This is a genomic window from Klebsiella pasteurii, from assembly GCF_018139045.1.
GTDB classification, from domain to species: Bacteria; Pseudomonadota; Gammaproteobacteria; order Enterobacterales; family Enterobacteriaceae; genus Klebsiella; species Klebsiella grimontii.
In genome coordinates, this window is the sequence record NZ_CP073236.1 from 2,135,550 (window position 1) to 2,155,832 (window position 20,283).

The 20,283-nt window shown below is 55.2% G+C and carries 21 protein-coding genes; 5 read left to right on the plus strand and 16 right to left on the minus strand.

Annotated features, from left to right (window positions below; translation table 11 throughout):
- Positions 1 to 4: 4 nt before the first annotated feature.
- From bglG to mhbT, 7 genes are all read right to left on the minus strand, one after another.
- Positions 5 to 838: a transcriptional antiterminator BglG gene (gene bglG, locus KCG39_RS09955; protein ID WP_004122830.1), complete on the minus strand. Its 834-nt coding sequence runs from the start codon at positions 836 to 838 to the stop codon at positions 5 to 7.
- Between the two features lie 152 nt (positions 839 to 990).
- Positions 991 to 1,929, minus strand: a complete 939-nt coding sequence (dusC, locus tag KCG39_RS09960; RefSeq protein WP_032742166.1) for a tRNA dihydrouridine(16) synthase DusC — start codon at positions 1,927 to 1,929, stop codon at positions 991 to 993.
- 172 nt (positions 1,930 to 2,101) lie between these two features.
- The gene (locus tag KCG39_RS09965) at positions 2,102 to 3,295 is read right to left on the minus strand and encodes a 3-hydroxybenzoate 6-monooxygenase (RefSeq protein ID WP_004122835.1); all 1,194 of its coding nucleotides are present in this window, start codon (positions 3,293 to 3,295) and stop codon (positions 2,102 to 2,104) included.
- Between the two features lie 8 nt (positions 3,296 to 3,303).
- Positions 3,304 to 3,948, minus strand: coding sequence for a maleylacetoacetate isomerase (gene maiA, locus KCG39_RS09970; RefSeq protein WP_049112284.1), 645 nt, complete (start codon positions 3,946 to 3,948; stop codon positions 3,304 to 3,306).
- Positions 3,949 to 3,956: 8 nt separating this feature from the next.
- Complete coding sequence (locus KCG39_RS09975; RefSeq protein ID WP_142467889.1) at positions 3,957 to 4,655, minus strand: fumarylacetoacetate hydrolase family protein; 699 nt, start codon at positions 4,653 to 4,655, stop codon at positions 3,957 to 3,959.
- Positions 4,656 to 4,678: 23 nt separating this feature from the next.
- Complete coding sequence (gene gtdA / locus KCG39_RS09980) at positions 4,679 to 5,716, minus strand: gentisate 1,2-dioxygenase (RefSeq protein ID WP_004122841.1); 1,038 nt, start codon at positions 5,714 to 5,716, stop codon at positions 4,679 to 4,681.
- An 11-nt stretch (positions 5,717 to 5,727) separates the two neighbouring features.
- Positions 5,728 to 7,086, minus strand: coding sequence for a 3-hydroxybenzoate transporter MhbT (gene mhbT / locus KCG39_RS09985; RefSeq protein WP_142467890.1), 1,359 nt, complete (start codon positions 7,084 to 7,086; stop codon positions 5,728 to 5,730).
- Between the two features lie 128 nt (positions 7,087 to 7,214).
- Here mhbT and KCG39_RS09990 point away from each other — a divergent pair, with 128 nt between their 5' ends.
- The 5 genes from KCG39_RS09990 to sanA all read left to right on the plus strand — a co-directional run bounded on the left by KCG39_RS09990 (position 7,215) and on the right by sanA (position 11,197).
- A complete protein-coding gene (locus KCG39_RS09990; RefSeq protein WP_004122848.1) occupies positions 7,215 to 8,132 on the plus strand; it encodes a LysR substrate-binding domain-containing protein in 918 nt (305 codons plus the stop codon).
- Between the two features lie 121 nt (positions 8,133 to 8,253).
- A complete protein-coding gene (locus tag KCG39_RS09995) occupies positions 8,254 to 8,652 on the plus strand; it encodes a CidA/LrgA family protein (RefSeq protein ID WP_004122849.1) in 399 nt (132 codons plus the stop codon).
- Positions 8,649 to 9,344: a CidB/LrgB family autolysis modulator gene (locus KCG39_RS10000; RefSeq protein ID WP_004122851.1), complete on the plus strand. Its 696-nt coding sequence runs from the start codon at positions 8,649 to 8,651 to the stop codon at positions 9,342 to 9,344. The genes KCG39_RS09995 and KCG39_RS10000 overlap by 4 nt, the downstream gene beginning before the upstream one ends.
- A gap of 127 nt (positions 9,345 to 9,471) precedes the next feature.
- Positions 9,472 to 10,356 (plus strand): cytidine deaminase, encoded by an 885-nt coding sequence (cdd, locus tag KCG39_RS10005; protein ID WP_004122852.1) that lies wholly within the window; start codon positions 9,472 to 9,474, stop codon positions 10,354 to 10,356.
- A gap of 124 nt (positions 10,357 to 10,480) precedes the next feature.
- A complete protein-coding gene (sanA, locus tag KCG39_RS10010) occupies positions 10,481 to 11,197 on the plus strand; it encodes an outer membrane permeability protein SanA (protein WP_004122854.1) in 717 nt (238 codons plus the stop codon).
- A gap of 82 nt (positions 11,198 to 11,279) precedes the next feature.
- Here the strand turns inward: sanA and KCG39_RS10015 are convergent, their stop codons facing one another.
- From KCG39_RS10015 to folE, 9 genes are all read right to left on the minus strand, one after another.
- Positions 11,280 to 11,939 carry a DUF799 domain-containing protein gene (locus KCG39_RS10015; RefSeq protein WP_049113998.1) on the minus strand — a complete coding sequence of 220 codons (660 nt, stop codon included), beginning with the start codon at positions 11,937 to 11,939 and terminating at the stop codon, positions 11,280 to 11,282.
- Positions 11,936 to 12,292: a DUF4810 domain-containing protein gene (locus KCG39_RS10020; protein WP_004122858.1), complete on the minus strand. Its 357-nt coding sequence runs from the start codon at positions 12,290 to 12,292 to the stop codon at positions 11,936 to 11,938. The genes KCG39_RS10015 and KCG39_RS10020 overlap by 4 nt, the downstream gene beginning before the upstream one ends.
- A 72-nt stretch (positions 12,293 to 12,364) precedes the next feature.
- On the minus strand, positions 12,365 to 13,036 hold the full coding sequence (locus KCG39_RS10025) for a CsgG/HfaB family protein (RefSeq protein WP_087829132.1): 672 nt from the start codon (positions 13,034 to 13,036) through the stop codon (positions 12,365 to 12,367).
- 216 nt (positions 13,037 to 13,252) lie between these two features.
- Entirely contained in the window at positions 13,253 to 14,263 is a 1,011-nt protein-coding gene (gene mglC / locus KCG39_RS10030) for a galactose/methyl galactoside ABC transporter permease MglC (protein ID WP_004122861.1), read from the minus strand.
- A 15-nt stretch (positions 14,264 to 14,278) separates the two neighbouring features.
- Positions 14,279 to 15,799 carry a galactose/methyl galactoside ABC transporter ATP-binding protein MglA gene (mglA, locus tag KCG39_RS10035; protein WP_004122862.1) on the minus strand — a complete coding sequence of 507 codons (1,521 nt, stop codon included), beginning with the start codon at positions 15,797 to 15,799 and terminating at the stop codon, positions 14,279 to 14,281.
- A gap of 118 nt (positions 15,800 to 15,917) precedes the next feature.
- Entirely contained in the window at positions 15,918 to 16,916 is a 999-nt protein-coding gene (gene mglB, locus KCG39_RS10040; RefSeq protein WP_004122863.1) for a galactose/glucose ABC transporter substrate-binding protein MglB, read from the minus strand.
- Between the two features lie 288 nt (positions 16,917 to 17,204).
- Positions 17,205 to 18,227 carry an HTH-type transcriptional regulator GalS gene (gene galS / locus KCG39_RS10045; protein WP_004122864.1) on the minus strand — a complete coding sequence of 341 codons (1,023 nt, stop codon included), beginning with the start codon at positions 18,225 to 18,227 and terminating at the stop codon, positions 17,205 to 17,207.
- Positions 18,228 to 18,382: 155 nt separating this feature from the next.
- Positions 18,383 to 19,540, minus strand: a complete 1,158-nt coding sequence (yeiB, locus tag KCG39_RS10050) for a DUF418 domain-containing protein YeiB (RefSeq protein ID WP_004122865.1) — start codon at positions 19,538 to 19,540, stop codon at positions 18,383 to 18,385.
- 15 nt (positions 19,541 to 19,555) lie between these two features.
- On the minus strand, positions 19,556 to 20,224 hold the full coding sequence (folE, locus tag KCG39_RS10055; RefSeq protein WP_004103895.1) for a GTP cyclohydrolase I FolE: 669 nt from the start codon (positions 20,222 to 20,224) through the stop codon (positions 19,556 to 19,558).
- Positions 20,225 to 20,283 lie beyond the last annotated feature (59 nt).

Consider the following 20,283-nt stretch of genomic DNA (forward strand, 5'->3'; position numbering starts at 1 on the left):
GCGCTTAGCGTCCCTCTTTTCTCACCCGCTCAATATGAATGGCGAGAAACATAATCTCTTCCGTCGTCAGCGGCCGCTGATAGCTCTTTTGCAGGTGCCGGGCGACGGTTTCCGCACACTTCCACGCTTTAGGGTAGTTATCCTTTACCGCGCTGTGCAGCGTCACATCATCATCTTCAACCACCGTTCGCGTCAGCATACGCTGGGCGAAAAACTTGAGATGGGTGACAAAGCGCTGGTAGCTCAGCGACTCTTCGTCGTAGTTCAGCGTCAGCTGATACTTCACCAGCTGCAGGATCTCCTGCATGACCCGGGTCACGTGCATCACTTCCGGCATTTCGCTGTTGAGCTGCGCCGTGACCAGATGCAGGGCGATAAAACCCGCTTCATCTTCGGCCAGTTCAACCCCGAGCCGTTTGCTGACGATCGCCCGCGCCTCCTGCCCTAACTCAAATTCCTTCGGATACAACCGCTTTATTTCCCACAGCAGCACATTACGAATGGCGATGCCCTTCTTCTGCCGCTCAATCGCAAAGTGGCAGTGGTCGGTCAGGGTAATGTACAAACTATCCTGTAACTTACCGAGACGACCGCGCGCCAGATCGATGATCCGATCGCAGGTCGTCATCACTTCTAACGGTATTTGACTGAGTAATTCACCTAAACGGCCAACCAGTTCATCGCTCTGTAGCGCGAAGACCTTTTCAATTTTACTTTCATCAAGAGAGTCACCAACGCGTTTTTGAAAGGCAAGCCCTCGGCCCATGACTACCTGTTCGCGCTGCTGCTCATCAACAACCACCACTACATTATTATTAAGTACTTTGGCGATTTGCATATGAACCCCAAAAACAAAAAAACCTGACCCCGACGGATGCCAGGAAATCAGGTTTTGCCTGCCGGAGCAGTAACAATCGGTAGTGAGTATTTCACTGTCCGCCGGGTAATCTCAATGGGACAAGCTAAAAAATGTGATGCCGGTCAGATAGTTTAGCTACGCCAGTCGTTAATCGTGCGCGCAATGCTGGTTGAATCCTGTAGGGTGCGTACCGCGCTGAACAGCTCAGCAGCCTCAAGGTATTCTTTACGCAAATAGCTCAGCCACTGTTTGATACGCGCGACGTGATAAAGGCCGGTGTCGCCCTGCTTTTCCAGACGGGTGTATTTTTGCAGCAGTTCGACCACCTGCGGCCAGGGCATACGCGGTTCGTTATATTTTATCACCCGGCTCAGGTTTGGAACGTTCAGGGCGCCGCGACCAATCATCACCGAGTCGCAGCCGGTCGCGGCCAGGCAATCCTGGGCGCTTTGCCAGTCCCAGATTTCGCCGTTGGCCACCACTGGAATAGTCAGACGCTGACGGATTTCGCCAATGGCCTGCCAGTCGATGCGCTCCGCTTTATAGCCGTCCTCTTTGGTGCGGCCGTGCACCACCAGCTCGCTGGCTCCGGCCTGCTGGACCGCATCGGCAATTTCAAATCGCCGCTCGCCGCTGTCCCAGCCAAGCCGTACTTTTACCGTGACCGGCAGATGGCCGGGAACCGCCTCGCGCATCGCTTTCGCGCCGCGATAGATAAGCTCAGGGTCTTTAAGCAGCGTCGCCCCGCCGCCGCTGCCGTTTACCAGCTTTGACGGGCAGCCGCAGTTGAGGTCAACGCCCCAGGAACCGAGCTCGACCGCGCGAGCGGCGTTTTCCGCCAGCCACTGCGGATACTGCCCGAGCAGCTGCACGCGCACGCGGGTGCCGGACGGCGTCAGGCTGTTGTTATGCAGTTCCGGACACAGTCTGTAGAACGATTTTACCGGCAGGAGCTGATCCACCACGCGCAAGAATTCAGTGATGCAGAGATCGTAATCATTCACTTCGGTCAGCAGCTCGCGCACCAGCGAATCGAGCACGCCTTCCATCGGCGCCAGTAGTACACGCATATTGTTTTTCATTGCCCGGAAAAAAGAGGCGCTATGTTAGCGCCTCTGGATGCGGGTTGAAAGGGGCCAATATCGGTTTTCCCTGCCGCGGCTCTGCTGCTTCCCGGCTTGCACTGCGCTTAGCCGGGCTACAAGGTCACCTCTGTTTGCGACCCGGGAAATGCAAAGCCGCTTAACGTGCTTCCAGGCAGTTATCCTCTTTCCAGCCGTACAGCCACTCGATGCCGCGATAAAACTCGCTCTGGGTTTTGCCTTTCCACAGCAGGTTGCGTACCTGGCGCTCAACGCCGGCGGCGTGATAGACCCGCCCCATTTCACGCGTCGACCAGACGATCCGCGCGGTACGCGGAATACGAACCGACTCATACAGCGCGAAAGCGCGGGCGGCGTCGCCGTCGCACTGCGCCAGCGCTTTACCCAGCGTCACCGCATCTTCCAGCGCCATACAGGCCCCCTGGGCCATATACTGCGCCACCGGATGCGCGGCATCGCCGACCAGCGTAATACGATCGTTGCCCCATTTCTCTACCGGCTCGCGGTCGGCGGTGGACCAGCGGCGCCAGGAGGTCGGCTTATCCAGCATCTGCCGGGGACGCGGGTGGATACCTTTAAAGTAGGAGAGCACCTCTTCTTTACTGCCGTCGCGCACGCCCCACTCTTCTGTTTCCCGGCTGTGAAAGGTCACCACCAGGTTGTACTGCTTGCCGCCGCGCAGCGGGTAATGTACCAGGTGGCAGTGCGGACCGGCCCACAGCACCGGCGCATTGATGCGTAAATCATCCGGCATGTCGGCGGCATCGACGACCGCACGATAGACCACGTGGCCGGTGACCCGCGGCGAATCGCCCAGCAGGCTTTGGCGCACCACAGACTTACCGCCGTCGCAGCCGATCAGAATATCCGCCGTCCAGCTGTTGCCTTTATCATCAAAAACCGTCACGTCATCGGCGGTCTGGCGGATATCCACCACCTGCGTCGAGGTGCGATACTCGACAGCCGGATGGGTCAGCGCGGCTTCCCAGACGGTGGCGTGGATGTCTACCCGGTGGATCACCGCATACGGCCCACCAAAATGGTCGCGGAACGCCTGTCCGGTCTCAATATGCACCACCTCTTCACCGTTGACCGCATCCATCATGGTGATATGATCGGTAAAGACCGCACGCTGACGGGCGACTTCGCCGACGCCGAGGCTGTCCAGCGCCGAGAACGCGTTAGGGCCAAGCTGGATCCCGGCGCCGATTTCGCCGATTTCATGGGCCTTTTCCAGCAGCATGACCTTGATGCCCTGGCGCGCCAGAGAGAGAGCGGTAGCTGCCCCGCCAATCCCACCGCCGACAATGATTGCTCGCATTACTTTTGCCATGTTGCCTCCTAAGCCGGGATCTTATCTTGTTGGTTTTCCGGCGCAGCGGCGATAAACGCCGGCAGCCGGGTGCAGGCGTCATAGACCGCCTGACAGCGTGGATAGTGGCTGAGATCGCAGCCCATCCTCAAGGCGTTGGCCCACTGCGGCACCAGACAGCAGTCCGCCAGGGTGGGCGCATCGCCCACGCAAAAATCGCCGGATTTCGCGTGGCGCAATAGCTGCTCGACGGCGCTGAATCCCTGCTGGATCCAGTGCGCATACCAGCGTTTTTTATCCTCTTCGCTTACCTTCAGTTCGTCGCCAAGGTAGCGTAAAACGCGCATGTTGTTTATTGGGTGAATATCGCAGGCGATGGCGTAAACAATCTCCAGCACCCGCATCCGCGCGCTGTCGTCCTGAGGCAGCAGCAGCGGCTGCGGATAGTGCCGATCCAGCCAGTCGGCAATCGCCAGCGACTGGCCGAGAGATTCGCCATCATCGGTGATCAACGTTGGCACCAGGCCAACCGGATTCAGCCGCCGGTATTCCAGCGCGTTCTGCTGACCAATGCGGATGTTGACCCCCACGCTCTGGTAGTCAATGCCCTTCAGCGCCAGCGCAATCCGCACGCGATATGACGCCGAGCTATTAAAAAAACTGTACAGCTTCATCATTCACCTCACACCACACGCACGGCGATTGGCGTCAGACCCTCTACGTTGCCGGTGATCACATCGCCTTTCACCACCGCGCCGACGCCTTCCGGCGTGCCGGTAAAAATCAGATCGCCTGGCTGCAGCTCAAAGAAGCCGGAAAGATAGCTGATGGTTTCATTGACCGACCAGATCAGGTGGCGAATATCGCTGCGCTGATGATCTTCCCCGTTCACCTGCAGCCAAATTCCGGCCTGGTTCACGTCCGCCGCATCCGCTTTGTGCAGCGGCGCAATCGGCGCGGAAAGGTCAAAAGCTTTACCAATCTCCCACGGACGGCCCATCTGGCGCATCTCCATCTGGCGATCGCGGCGGGTCATATCCAGCCCCGTGGCATAGCCCCAGATATACTCGTGGGCCTGCTCCTGCGGGATATCGCTTCCCTGTTTGCCAATCGCCACCACCAGCTCAATTTCATAGTGATAGTTATCGGTTTGCGTCGGATACGGCAGGTTCAGCGTTTCTCCCGCGGCGACGGGCACCACCGCATCGGCCGGCTTACAGAAGAAAAACGGCGGTTCGCGATCCGGGTCAAAGCCCATTTCACGCGCGTGGGCGGCATAGTTGCGGCCCACGCAGTAAACGCGGCGCACCGGAAACTGCTCATCGCTGCCGACAACTGGAACGCTAATCGGGGCCTGGGGGGCAAAAACGTATTGAGTCATGATGGATTCCTTATTCTTCATTTTTAATAACGCGCTTCGCGGAACAGGCCGAGCGCTTCCTGCACGGGACGGTCCGAAAAGCTGAATAACACGGTATCTTCGGCAGAGTTAAAAGAGACGGCGTGCCAGGTCGGCACCACGAAGATATCTTTTGCCTGGAAAGTGAAGGTCTGTTCGCCAATGGTGACCTGGCCGCTACCTTCCACCACATGATAGATAGTGCTGTCGGTGGTTTTCGCCGCGCGTGAGGTAAACCCTTGCGGTAACAGCTGCAGGAAAGCGCCCATCGACGGCATCGGATAGCCGCCGGTAACCGGATTGACGTAGCGCATTTTATAGCCGTCCCACTCGTCGGCATCGCCCATTCGCGTCAGGTCGTGCAGCGCTTCGCGACTGCGGTCGTAACGATAGTTAAAGATGGGCGAAGAGTTACCGACCTGATGGCGCAGCGGCAACATATTGGCGGCGTAGCGCGGCAGGTAGTCTCCCTCTTTGCGGGTCACCGGCTGCTGATCTTCCGGGTAATCCTCAGCAAAAGCGCAGCCCAAATAGTTCACCAGCGGCAGGTCGAGACCATCGAGCCAGACCACCGGCTCATTGCCGGGGTTGCCGTGATCGTGCCAGCGCCACTGCGGAGTCAGAATAAAATCCCCGGCGCGCATGGCGGTGCGTTCGCCATCAACGGCGGTAAACGCCCCCTCGCCTTCCACGACAAAGCGCAGCGCCGACTGGTTGTGCCGATGGCTCGGCGCTACCTCTCCGGGCATGATCAGCTGTAAACCAGCATACAGCGATGAGGTAATCGATGACTGTCCGCGCAGCGCCGGGTTCTCCAGCACCAGCACGCGGCGTATCGCTTCTTTCGCGCCAATCAGCTCGCCGCTTTTCATCAGCAGCGGACGAATCTCCTGATAATTCCAGTAGGCCGGGGCGCAGGTGGCGTTCGGCGTTTTCGGCACCAGGTGGTGCAGGGATTCCCAAAGCGGCGTCAGGTTTTGCCCGGAAATATGCTGATAGTACTGCTGACGATCTTTATTGATTTCCATTGAAGATTGAGTCATGAGCGTTCTCCTTATTTATTCACGATGCCCGCAGAAGGCAACGCGGCAGGTACAGATGTTGGGTTGCGGACGGCAAGCGTCAGCAGGACAAGCATCACGGCGCTAACGACGGCCGGTACTGCGATAACAAAAAACAGGGTGTCAAAAGAGAAATTCATCGCCATCATCACGCCGCCGGAGAGCGAGCCAACGATGGCGCCGCAGCGGCCGACCGCGTTTGACCAGCTCACACCGGTCGCGCGGCTTTGGGTGGGATACAGAGTGGCGGTTAACGCATTGAGGCCGACCTGCGAACCGCTGATGCCAATCCCAGTGCCGAAAATCGCCAGCGCCATCAGCCACAGGCCGTTCTCGCTCAGGCCAATCATGACGATACACACCCCCCCCAGGCCGTAGCTCAGCGCCAGCACCCGATAGGGATTGAAGCGATCCATCAGCACGCCGAGCAGCAAGGCGCCGAAGGTACCGCCAATCTGGAAGGCGGCGGTGACCCACGAAGCGTGCTGTAAATCAATCCCCCGATGGTTAAGCAGCGTCGGCATCCAGCTGGAGAGCAGATAGATAATCAACAGGCTCATAAAGAACACCACCCATAACATTAAGGTGATGGCCAGCTGACGCCCGGCGAACAGCTGGCTGATGCTGCCCTTCGCCGCTGCGGCAGGCTCATCAAGCCAGAAATGGGTATCGGTATAGCGTTCGCCGGTTATTGCGCCAACGTTTTTGGCTATCACCGCTTGCGGGAGCTGGCGACGGATCTGCCAGCGCGGAGACTCGGGAAGCAGCGGTATCAGCGCCACCGCCAGCATCAACGGTAAAACGCCGCCGAGAACCAGAATGCCGTGCCAGCCAATCAGCGGGACCAGCTGCGCGCTGACCACGCCGCCGAACGCCGAGCCGAGTGTGAATCCACAAAACATCAGGGTCACCAGCGCCCCACGCCGCCGGGCAGGCAGATATTCCGAGGTCATGGTAATGGTATTAGGCATCGCGCCGCCGAGGCCGAGCCCGGTCAGGAAACGCAGGAACACCAGCATCTGTAGATCGGGGGCAAACGCGGAAAGCAGGCTGAACAGGCCGAATAGAGCGACGCAGAACTCAATTACCCGTTTACGGCCAAAGCGGTCGGAGAGCGGACCGCAGAGCAGCGCCCCGGCGGTCAGGCCCAGCAGCCCTGCGCCAAATAACGGCGCGAGGTCACCGGCGGTGAGCTGCCAATGACTACGGATATCCGGGGCGATGAAACCAATCGCCGCCGTATCGAAACCATCGAGCATGACCACCAGGAAACAGCAGATAATCACGCGCCATTGTCGGGCGCCGACTGGCGCGGCATTGAGTAGTTTTTGTAGTTCAAGTCGTTGAGTCATGGTTATGCCTCAGAGCAGGTAGGGAAGTAGATGTTGTATTTATTTCTTTTATGTTGCGATTTTGTAAGCATGGCAATGAAATGTACAATGGTATTTCGGGCATAGACATAACCTGGAGGTTATACCTAATGGTGAACTGGACGCAGAAACTCAAGCTGCATCATTTACAGATGCTGGTGGCGCTGGGGGAGCAAGGCAATCTCACGCAGGTGGCGAAAATGATTAACATTACTCAGCCCGCGCTCTCCAAATGGCTCGGCCAGTTTGAAGAGGAAGTCGGCATGACTTTGTTCGAACGCCATAGCAAAGGCCTGCGCCCGACCGAAGGCGGAAAGCTGCTGCTTCAGCACGCCCAGCGGCTGATTAACGATATGTCGCGTTCGCAGTATGAAATCGAGCGTTTTAAACAGGGCGGACAGGTGGGCAGCCTGATGATTGGCTGTTCGCCGGTGGCGACCGACTGCGTCTCACAGGCAATTCTCGAACTGCTCAAAGAGATGCCGACCCTGCACCTGAATATCGAAGAAAAGGTCATGACGCCGCTGCTTAACGATCTGCTCGCCGGCGTGGTTGATGTCGTTGTCGGACGCGTTGGCGGGCGGGCGCTGGAACTGCCGCTGAGCTACCGGGTGCTCTACACCGAACCGGTCTGCTTTGTCGCCCGCCCCGATCACCCGCTGGCCCAGAAACCGCAATTAAGCTGGGCCGACCTCTCCCCCTGGCGCTGGATTGTCTGGCCCACCGGCACGCCAATTCGCCTGAGCATCGACAACGCGCTGGTGGATAACGGCGTGATGCTGCCGGAGAATACTATCGAATCGGCCTCGATGAACGTGACCAGCAACCTGCTGCAGAGTAGCGATATGGTCTCAATTCTCTCCTTGCGCCTGGCGCAGCGCTACGCGGCCCAGCACCAGCTGGCGATTCTTAATTTGCCGCGCATTGAACAAAAAGGTAGCGTTGGGGTGTTCTGGCGAAAAAGTGAAACACCGTCGTTGGCGCTGAGCCGGTTTCTGCACTGCCTGTCGCTGCAATCTACACTCTGATAGCCGTCCGTTTTGCTGTTCCCCGTCTCTATTGCAGGTATGCGTAGAATTCATGATGTGATCGGTAGCACATTTTTGGCTTTAATTGTATGATGAATGCGGTTCATCAAGGGTTATTACCATGAGTAAATCACTGATTATTGTCTGGCAGTATCTGCGCGCTTTCGTGCTCATCTACGCCTGCCTGTATGCGGGCATTTTTCTCTCTTCGCTACTGCCGATCGCTATTCCCGGCAGCATTATTGGCATGCTGATTCTGTTTTTTCTGCTGGCGCTGCAGATCATGCCGCCACAGTGGGTCAACCCCGGCTGCAACATTCTGATTCGCTATATGGCGCTGCTATTTGTGCCTATCGGCGTCGGCGTCATGCAGTACTGGGATTTACTGCGCGCGCAGTTTGGCCCGGTGGTGGTTTCCTGCGCGATAAGCACGCTGGTCGTCTTTTTAGTCGTCAGCTGGAGTTCACACCTGGTTCACGGTGAGCGCAAAGTGGTTGGACAAAAAGGAAGTGAAGAATGATCCATGAAATCTGGTGGTCGCTGCCGCTAACCCTGGCCGTCTTTTTCCTTGCCCGCAGGCTGGCGGCGCGGTTTAAATTTCCGCTGCTCAACCCGCTGCTGGTGGCGATGGTGGTGCTGATACCTTTTCTGCTGATTACCGGCATCTCCTACGAGCGCTATTTCCTCGGCAGCAAAATTCTTAATGACCTGCTGCAGCCGGCGGTGGTGGCGTTGGCCTTTCCTTTGTATGAGCAGCTGCACCAAATCCGCGCCCGCTGGAAGTCAATCATCACCATCTGCTTTATCGGCAGCGTGGTGGCGATGGTCACCGGCACTACCGTTGCCCTGATGATGGGCGCAACCCCGCAGATTGCCGCCTCTATTTTGCCGAAATCGGTGACGACGCCGATTGCCATGGCGGTGAGCAGCAGCATTGGCGGGATCCCGGCGATCAGCGCGGTGTGCGTGATTTTCGTCGGCATTCTCGGCGCGGTCTTTGGCCACACCCTGCTGAATGTGATGCGCATCCGCACCAAAGCCTCGCGCGGGCTGTCGATGGGCACCGCATCCCACGCCCTGGGGACCGCCCGTTGCGCTGAGCTCGACTATCAGGAAGGGGCATTCAGCTCGCTGGCGCTGGTGCTTTGCGGGATCATTACCTCGCTGGTCGCGCCGTTCTTATTTCCGCTTATTTTAGCTGTTGTTGGATAATTGTGATTTGAATCACATTTTTAAATGCAACACGAATTAGTTGCAATGACAATGAGATGTTTATCACATATACAGGCTGTCACCCCCCGTACACTAGATTTCCATTACATTGTTATGAGGCAACGCCATGCACCCACGTTTTCAAGCTGTTCTTCCCCAACTGGCGGCGGACCTGCAAGCGGCCATCGCCCCGATGCTGGCCGATCGGCATTTCCCGGCCCTGCTGAATGCAGACCAGGTTGCGGCGCTGCAAAGCGCAACGGGGCTGGATGAAGACGCGCTGGCCTTTGCTTTGCTGCCGCTGGCGGCGGCCTGCGCGAGGGCCGATCTGTCGCATTTTAACGTCGGCGCGATTGCCCGCGGCATCAGCGGTACCTGGTACTTCGGCGGAAATATGGAATTTCTCGGCGCCACCATGCAGCAAACCGTGCACGCCGAACAAAGCGCCATCAGCCATGCCTGGCTGCGCGGCGAAAAATCCCTGCGGGCGATTACCGTTAACTACACTCCCTGCGGCCACTGCCGACAGTTTATGAACGAGCTGAACAGCGGCCTGGCGCTGCGCATCCACCTCCCCGGTCGCGAGGCGCATTCGCTGCAGCACTATTTGCCGGACGCTTTCGGCCCGAAAGATCTGGACATTAAAATACTGCTGATGGATGAGCAGGACCACGGCTTCCCGCTCAGTGGCGACGCGCTGGCTCAGGCGGCGATTCAGGCGGCCAACCGTTGCCACATGCCTTACAGCAATTCGCCATCCGGCGTTGCGCTGGAGCTGAAAGACGGTACCCTTTTCACCGGCAGCTATGCCGAGAACGCCGCTTTTAACCCGACGCTGCCTCCGCTACAGGGCGCGCTAAATCTACTGAGCCTCAATGGATACGATTACCCGGATATCCAGCGCGCGATTCTGGCCGAGAAGGCCGATGCGGCGCTAATTCAGTGGGACGCCACCGCGGCGACGCTAAAGGCGCTGGGCTGCCATAATATCGATCGCGTACTGTTAGGTTAGTCACATTCTGCGGGCCAAACGGCCCGCACTGTTGAAAATCCCCGCAATTAAACGACGGTTTCTTGCGCTTGCCCGACGGGTAAAGTAGCCTGAAGCTTCCCTCATCCACTATTGAGCCAGGTTCATGTTAAAGCGTGTGTTATACAGCCTGTTAGTCCTGTTCGGCTTGCTGCTGTTAACCGTGCTGGGTCTCGACCGCTGGATGAGCTGGAAAACCTCTCCCTATATTTACGATGAGCTACAGGACCTGCCCTACCGCCAGGTCGGCGTCGTGCTCGGTACCGCCAAGTACTACCGTACCGGGGTTATCAACCAATATTATCGTTACCGGATTCAGGGCGCGCTGAACGCCTACAACAGCGGCAAAGTGAACTATCTGCTGCTCAGCGGCGATAACGCGCTGCAAAGCTATAACGAGCCGATGACCATGCGCCGCGATTTGATCAAAGCCGGCGTCGATCCGGCGGATATCGTGCTGGACTATGCGGGTTTTCGTACCCTCGATTCGATTGTTCGCACCCGTAAAGTCTTCGATACGAACGACTTTATTATCATTACCCAACGCTTCCATTGCGAGCGGGCGCTGTTTATTGCCCTGCATATGGGGATTCAGGCGCAGTGCTACGCGGTACCGTCGCCAAAAGATATGTGGAGCGTTCGCCTGCGCGAGTTCGGCGCCCGCTTCGGCGCGCTGGCGGATCTCTATATTTTTAAACGCGAGCCGCGCTTTTTAGGCCCGCTGATCCCCATCCCCGCGCAGCAGGAAGTTCCCGACGGCGCGCAGTCCTATCCTGCGGTCACGCCCCAGCAGCTGCTGGAGCTGCAGAAAAAAGAGAAGTAGCCTCGTTATCTGGCAAAGACGGCTTCCTGATAAGCAATAAATGGCCGATGCAAAGGCGCGCATCGGCCATCTATTGAGGACGCTATTGCAAATCTTTACCGTATTTAGGAGAGCGAGGGCCGTACAACATACCCGCCGGCGCGGCAGGCGTAAGCAGGCGCGCATCGGCAATACCCGCAACCTTATAGCTTCTGTCGGTCATGGTGTTGACTATCTGGTCAACGGCAGCCTGGATAAGCATGCCTAAAAGCGAACCGCCGCTGCTGTCACCTTCGCTGCTGGAAGCTACCGCGCTGCCTTTCCATAATAGTTTCCCGTTACGAATATCCACCAGTTCACCGGAAACGGCGACACGCGTATCGCTATTGATAACCTGATACGATGTCCCATATTCCGTGACCTTAAGATAGAGCACAGCGTCGGCGCCAAAAATTTCTCTTAGCTTTTGATGGCTGACACCGTGCATTTCTTCACCATTCACGACGCCATTTTGTTTAAAGGTGTTCTCAACGACGGCAACAGGGAAAACATAATATCCCGCCTCGGCAAGCGGCAGCGTGACCTGCGAAAGTACCCCATAGCCCGCTTTAACGTCCGGTGATTCGTTTTTCGGCAGCAGGACCAGAATACTCTTCGGTTTACTCTGCCTGAATGCCGTGTAGTCATAGGATTTTTTCGGTGCGCAACCGCTCAACAACAGGGTCACTAATAAACCTGCGCATAATACATATAACTTTTTCATGCTTTGCCTCCCTGCATTTTCTTCAACAGAAAATCCATAAACTGGCTGGATTCAGGAAACAGCCGTTTCTCCTGTTCAAATTCTGTTTTTGCCAATTCCGGATGACCGGTATCGATATATAACATCCCCAGATGCGCATGCAGTCCCGGAGGAACAGGAAGGGCCTGCGCCCGCGCTTTTTCAATATCTTTTTTTAATGCTTCGATTTGCTCTTGTGGCCCCATATCCAGCGCGTAATACTCATAAACCACAGGCTGATATTCATTCCAGCTATAGAGAGGTTTGGGGCTTGTCGCACAACCGCTTATCACCGCCACGGCGAGCAGAATGAAAACAGAACGAATAATATTCATTTTTAACATCCATATTATGATTTAACGCGACATTTCACCGTGCGCACACGGGAAATGTCGAAATCAGAACGATTATTTAGCCGGTGTCCACGCACCGCTTTCGATACCTGCAACCAGATTATTTACGGCTTCGCGGATAGCGAGATCCAACACTTTTCCGTTTAGCGTGGAGTCATAGCTGGCGGTACCGCCGAATCCGATCACTTCGCGGTTAGAAAGCTCAAACTCCCCGGCACCCTGCGATGAAAAAACGACTTCGGATGTCTGGACATTTACGATATTCAGATTCACTTTGGCATAGGCAATTTGGCTCTTCCCTCTTCCCAGGATGCCAAATAACTGATGGTCCCCGACTTCCTTGCGCCCAAATTCGGTCACGTCGCCCGTCACCACATAATCAGCGCCCTTCAGCGTCTGGCTGGTTCCTTTTATACTGGCTTCATTCTGCAACTCGGCCATATTACTCCGATCGAGAACATTGAATCGCCCGGTTTGTTGCAAATGTGTTATGAGAATTGTTTTTGACTGATTACCCAAACGATCGACGCCATCAGAAAATACGCCGTTCATATAGCTGGAGCGGTTATCAAACTTACCCACTGAAATTGGGCTGCGAGCGCCGTGGTAAGGCGTATTCCAGGTCGTCACCTTGGCGACTTCAAGAGAGCGGGATGATTCTTTTGCGCAGCCGCTCAATAAAAAGAGGCTTGCGAAGCCTATCGCGGCAATCATTTTCTTTAACATTGTATGGTTCCTTTCCATCATCAAAAAGCAAATGAGCATAATATCCGTAGTTGGCGGAAAGATATATAAATATATGTTTACATCTTGACAAACTCATTAATTCATTCGTGATATGAAAAGACTAATAGCTATTTATTCAGCAATATCGATTTTCGTGAGCCAGACCCGCGCAAAATAAAAAAGCTGCCCGAAGGCAGCTTTTATCAACAGAGGAACTTACTTCTTCCGCGCATACTTCAGCGAATCCAGCGCCACGGCGAAGATGATAATCGCCCCTTTGATAATGTACTGCCAGTACGGGTTCACGCCGATATAGGTCAGACCGTAGTTGATGACGGTGAAGATAATCACCCCAGTCACCACGCCGAACACGGTGCCGACCCCGCCGCTGAACGATACGCCGCCGACCACGCAGGCGGCAATGGCATCCAGTTCATACATAAAGCCAAGGTTATTGGTCGCCGAACCGATGCGTCCGGCTTCCAGCAGGCCGCCGAAGGCGTAGAACACGCCGGAGAGCGCATAAATCATCAGCAGGTTCAGAGCGACGTTGACGCCGGAAACCTTCGCCGCTTCCGGGTTACCGCCGATAGCAAAAATGTTTTTACCAAAGCGGGTTTTGTTCCACAGGATCCATACGAAGAACACCGCAATCAGCGCATAGAAGGTAATATACGACAGGCGGAATGAGCCCAGCGCCACGAACCCCTGGGCAAACTGCGAGAAGTGACTATCGAAGCCGGAAATCGGCGACGCGCCAACAAAGTCGTAATACAGGGAGTTGATACCGTAAACGATGATCATCGTGCCGAGAGTGGTGATAAATGGCGTCACGTTCAGGTAAGCGATAATAATACCGTTGATAAGACCAATGACCGCGCCGATCGCGCACACCAGCAGGATAACCAGCGGGATCGGCATCGTAGCCATCTCCGGGAACACCTTATTGGCATTGTCCACCGCCTGCAGCATCGTGGCGGCGATAACCGCCGCGAGACCGACCTGACGTCCGGCTGAAAGGTCGGTACCCTGAGTGACAATAAGTCCGGCCACGCCGAGCGCGATAATAATACGCACCGAAGACTGGGTCAGAATATTACTTAAGTTCAGCAAACTTAAGAATGTCGGATCCTGGAAAATAATAATAGCCAGCAATACTAAAAGAACCACGTAAATCCCACCTTCTTTCAAATAGGTGAGAAAACTCTTTTTATTTAACGCACTCATGAGGAGCCCCTGATCTTAAAGGTGCAACGACGCAAGACGGAGAATTTCGTTTTGCGTGGTGGTTTTAGTCTCAACAATTCCGGCAACAAGACCATTGCTCATTACCAGAATACGGTCAGTAATACCCAGCAGCTCCGGCATCTCGGAGGAAATAATAATGATCCCTTTGTCTTTTTTTGCCAGCTCGGCGATCAGCTGATAAATTTCGAACTTTGCCCCAACGTCAATCCCACGCGTGGGTTCATCGAGCATCAGAATTTCCGGCTGGGTTAATAGCCAGCGACCGATAATCACTTTTTGTTGGTTACCACCGGACAACGAACCAATTTGCGTGTGCTGCCCTGGGGTTTTCACGCGCATCGAATCAATCACCCATTGGGTATCGCTTTTCATGCGTGAATTATCCAGCAATCCGACCTTATTCTTGTATTTCTTAATATTGGAGATCAGCGAGTTAAAACCGATATCCAGGTAGGCATAAATTCCCGTCGAGCGTCGCTCTTCGGTCACCAGGGCAAAGCCGTGGTTGATGGCTTCATTGGCGCTATGATTATTAATCTTCTTACCGTGCAACCTGATCGTCCCACCGGCCTTCTCGCGAATACCAAATAACGTCTCGACGATATCGGTACGTTTCGCGCCAACCAGTCCGGCAATACCCAGGATTTCGCCTTTGTGCAGATCGAAAGAGACATCGCGAATCGACGGCTGGCGCAATGAGGTTAAATTGCGCACCTCGAGAATCACCTCACCCGGCTTATTTTCTTTGTTCGGAAAGCGCTGATTGAGGGAGCGACCGACCATCATCGCGATAATCTTATCCATATCAAGCCCTTCCAACGGCTGAGTGGCGATCCACTGGCCGTCGCGCAGGATGGTAATTTCATCGCACAGCTGGAAGATCTCTTCCATTTTGTGGGAAATATAGACTATACCGCAGCCGCGCTCTTTTAGCTTACGGATAATTTTAAACAGATGGTTGACCTCTTTTTCGGTTAACGAAGAGGTCGGCTCATCCATAATGACAATTTTGGCGTTATAGGAAAATGCCTTCGCAATTTCAATCATCTGCATTTGCGATACCGATAGCGTACCGACGCGAGCGCGCGGGTCGATATCAATATCCAGCTCATCGAAAATCGCTTTGGTATCACGATACATTTTGTCCTGATCGACAAACACGCCTTTGGTGGGATAACGTCCCAACCACATGTTGTCCATCACCGAACGTTGTAAGACCAGGTTTAATTCCTGATGAACCATTGAAATACCGTTTTCCAGGGCTTCTTTAGCCGAATGGAAATCGATCTCTTGCCCCTGAAAAAGAATACTGCCGGAATCTTTTTGGTAGATCCCAAATAGGCATTTTAATAATGTTGATTTGCCCGCGCCGTTCTCCCCCATTAAGGCGTGAATAGAGTGGGGACGAACCTTGAGGTTCACATTATCGAGAGCCTTGACGCCAGGAAACGATTTGTTGATGTTGGTCATTTCCAACAAATATTCGCCTGACCGTTCGCTATTATTGCTGACCATAGTTATACCTGGCTGCGTGCGTGCATACCCCAGCCGACGAATTAACGACGAACAGGGACGGGTTCTGTATCAGGAATAATCGGGCGTACAGCGCGCACGCCCGCAGCTTATTAAGCTATTACTTACCGATAAATTCACTCAGATTGTCTTTATCAACGCCCACGTACGGTACGCGGACAATCTTATTTTCAATTTTCCAGTTAGTGCCGGCAGCCGGTTCTTTGCCATCGGCGAGATTTTTCGCCAGATCGAAGGTGGCTTTCGCCTGGTTGTTGGCATCGTTCAGTACTGTACCCGCCATAGCGCCGGATTTAACCAACGCTAACGCTTCCGGCAGCGCATCGACGCCGAATACCGGGATACTGCTCTTATTGTGGGCCTTCAGCGCTTCTACCGCGCCCATCGCCATCGCATCGTTGTTAGCGATAACGACTTCAATTTTGTTGGCGTTCGGGCCAGACAGCCAGGCATCCATCTTATCTTTCGCCTGAGCGGTGTCCCACATGGCGGTGTCTAATGCCAGCTGCTGGGTTTTGAAGCCCTTGTCGTTAAGCTCTTTAATCACATAGGTAGTACGCGCTTCCGCATCTGGATGGCCCGGCTCGCCTTTCAGCAGGACAAACTGAATCTGGCCATCTTTATTCAGATCCCAGTTCGGGTTCGCTTTCCAGTGCTTGGCAATCAGGTCACCCTGAATCACGCCGGACTCTTTTGAATCGGTACCGACGTAGTACGCTTTATCGTAGCTATCCAGCGCCTTACGGGATGGCTCTTTGTTAAAGAATACCACCGGCACGTTCTGGCTACGGGCTTTATCGATGACCGTCCCCGCCGCCGCCGGGTCAACCAGGTTAATCGCCAGCGCCTTCACGCCTTTTGCCAGCAGTACGTCAATCTGATCGTTCTGCTTGGACTGATCGTTTTGCGAGTCATTCATGAGCAGCTGAACATCCGGCGCCGATTTGCCGTCTTTCTCAATTGCCTTACGCACCACCGACATAAAGTTGTCGTCGTATTTATAGATCGTCACGCCGATACGCGTATCTGCTGCGTGCGCCGCGGCGCCGAATAACATGCTGGCCATTACAGCAGACAGGGTTAACACCTTCTTATTCATGGAATCTCCGGTTTTATTATGCAGGGTCTTTGGTGTGAAAATGGCTGGCGAGCGTTACATTAATGTTACTGCACAGCGACATTCACGACTGTAATTCTGTCTTCCGTGTAGGGTACCGCTCCTGAAAAACGGCTTTATTCATCGTTTAACGCCGATTACTGCTGTAAAAGTGATTAATCACCGTGACATAGTATGTTCAGACTTGTAAACGCAGCAATCATAGTCAGCTTAATGTTAACAAACTGTGAAATCACTCACATATTGAAAGCGGTTACATCAGGCAGATAATTAGTTAGTGATCGGCCCCACAATTTGCCTCTGCGCCACCGAATGCCGGCGCACCAGCGTCGGCATAAAGCAGTGGCTGGCTTCACGATCCAGCTTCCCCGCCGCGCCCTGTAGCGCCAGCTCGGTCGCCAGTTTCGCCATCGACATAATCGGGTAGCGCACCGTCGTCAGCTGCGGGTCGGTGTAACGGGAAATGGGGATATCATCAAAACCGATCAGCGAGAGATGCTGCGGTACGGCAATGCCGTTATCTTTAAGCGTCGTGAGCGCGCCGGCCGCCATGCTGTCGTTATAGGCGAAGACCGCGGTCAGACCGAGGTTGCGCCCCAGCAGTTCGACCATCGCCGCCTCGCCGCCCTGCATATCCGGAGATCCGGATCCCACCCAGCTTTCGGGAGCGACAATGCCGTGTTCATGTAACGCCCTGAACCATCCTTCCCGCCGTAATTCATCATCTTCGATGCCGTGATTGGAAGAGAGGTAGCCGATGCGCTGGTGACCATGATTGAGCAGCATGCGGGTCGCCATCAGCGCGCCGCTGACGTTATCCAGCCCAACGCAGCGGTGGGCGTACCCCGGCACGATGCGGTTAATCAGCACCATTCCCGGCATATGCTCCATAAAATCCCCCAGCTCCGCGTCGCTCAGCGCCTTGGAATGGACGATCAGCGCTGAACAGCGCTGGCGAATCAGCACCTCAATGGCGTTACGCTCTTTTTCCGCTTCATGATAGCTATTGCCGATAAGCACATATTTCTGATGCTGCTGGGCGACGGTATCAACCGCTTTGACCAGCGCGCCAAAAAAGGCGTCCGACACGTCCATCACGACCACGCCGATGGTATCGCTGACCTGCGTCGCCAGCGCCTGCGCGTTGGCGTTCGGCCGATAGCCCAATAGCGTTACCGCCTTCATTACCGCTTCTCGCGTATCCGGGCTCACCAGCGCGCTGTTATTCAGCACGCGCGAAACCGTCGCAACGGAAACCCCCGCCTGGCGGGCGACATCACGAATGGTGATCATACTCACCAACCTGTAGAGCATTGCAGTACGTCACACTCACCTCCTGTGTTCAGCAAGGAGGCTATTCTGGCAGCGACGTGCGGTACGCTACGTGAGTGAGGTCACAGGGATGGAAACGGTTACATCCATTTTGTTAATGATTGTGATCCAGATCGTTATCTGGATGTATCTTTTAATGATGTCCCCGACGCACGCAGGGTGAATTGGCGCCATAGCCATTCAACGGGCCCCTGGCGGAAATGACGTAGCCAAAACCACGAGAAGAGAAGATTCACCGCCCATACGGGCGGCACGAAGGCTAACAGCTGTAAGCGGTCATACTTCATAAACAGGCCGAAGCGGTAAAATAGGGTGGTGCAAATGAGGGTCTGCAGCAGATAGTTGGTCAGCGCCATGCGCCCGACGCAGGCAATCGCCCCCACCAGACGAAACTTACACAGCTGCGGCCAGAAGCCCCAGGCCAGCGCCGCGTAGCCGATGGTTTGCAGCGGCGCGCTCAGCTCGCGCGGCGCCTGTAGCAAAAATGCGCACCAACGATAATCCCAGCCCAGATGCCACTGGGCGACGATAGAGGGCAAATTGACCGCCATTCCGGCGATAATCAGCAGCCCGCCGGTACGCCGGTAATGGTGAAGGCTGAACTGCCCTTTGAGCCAGCCGCTGCGCATTAGCGCGGCGCCCATCAGCATCATACCGGCCAGCTGCCAACCGTACTGCGCGCCCAGCGCCAGCAGATTATCCGACAGCATATCCGCGCGATTGCTCACCGCCTCAAAGCCGCCTTTTAGCTTCCAGTACTGCTCGTACTGCAAATTGGCCGCGTCCGGCACCCACGAACGATTGGGCGTATTGCCGGAAATCAATCCCAGCAGTAGCAGTACCGCCACGCCAATGACGTACAGCACCACGCCGGTATTAAACAGCGATTTGACATCGTGGGCGTCGCGCACCATTCGCCATCCCACCAGCCCTACCAGCGCATAAGCCAGCAGAATATCGCCGTCCCAGAAAAACAGACCGTGTATAAAGCCCAACAGCGCCAGCAGCGTCAGGCGCGACTGGATCCAACGCTTGCCGCGCGGCAGTAAAAGCTGAAGCCCGGCGCCAAACAGCAGGGCGAACAGGGTCAGGAATTTGACCTGCGCCAGCAGATCGAGAATCGCCCAGGTCCAGGCGTCGCTATCGGAGATGCTCCCGGACCACGCCGGGTTGAGGTAAGCGGCCTTCGGTAAACCGAAGGCGCTGATATTCAGTAGCAGGATACCGAGGATGGCGACGCCGCGGACAAAGTCCAGCGTGACATTTCTCTCCATGTACCCTGCTCCGTTTTAGTTGTGGTGACGTACGGCGCGCAGGAACTCCTGGCGGGTATTCTGGCTGGATTTAAACAGGCCGCCCAACGACGTGGTGGTGGTGGCGCTGGTCGCATCGCGAATGCCGCGCGCTTTCACACAGTAGTGCACCGCATCGATGGAAACCGCGACGTTGCTGGTTCCCAATAGCGTTTGCAGCGCGGTGAGGATCTGCTGCGTCAGTCGCTCCTGCACCTGCGGGCGCTGGGAGAAGAACTGCACGATGCGGTTAATTTTCGACAGGCCAATTACCGAATCTTTCGGGATATAGGCCACCGTCGCTTTGCCGTCGATCGTGACAAAATGGTGTTCGCAGGTGCTGGTCAGAGTGATATCGCGTACGGTCACCATTTCATCAACCTGCATCTTATTTTCGATGACGGTGATTTTAGGGAACCGGGCGTAGTCCAGGCCGGAGAAAATCTCATCGACGTACATTTTGGCGATGCGATGCGGAGTCTCCATCAGGCTGTCATCACTTAGATCAAGGTTTAACAGCTGCATAATCTCGGTCATGTGTCCGGCGATCAGACGCTTGCGAGTTTCATTATCAATTTCTTGTACTGGCGGACGCAGCGGCGTCTCCAGCCCACGAGCGACCAGCGCTTCATGAACGAGTATGGCTTCTTTACTCAGTGATGACATTTTTGTTCTCCTGCAGGTGTGGCGCTCTTTGCTCTTCTGAGGGCAAAGTTTGTATTCAT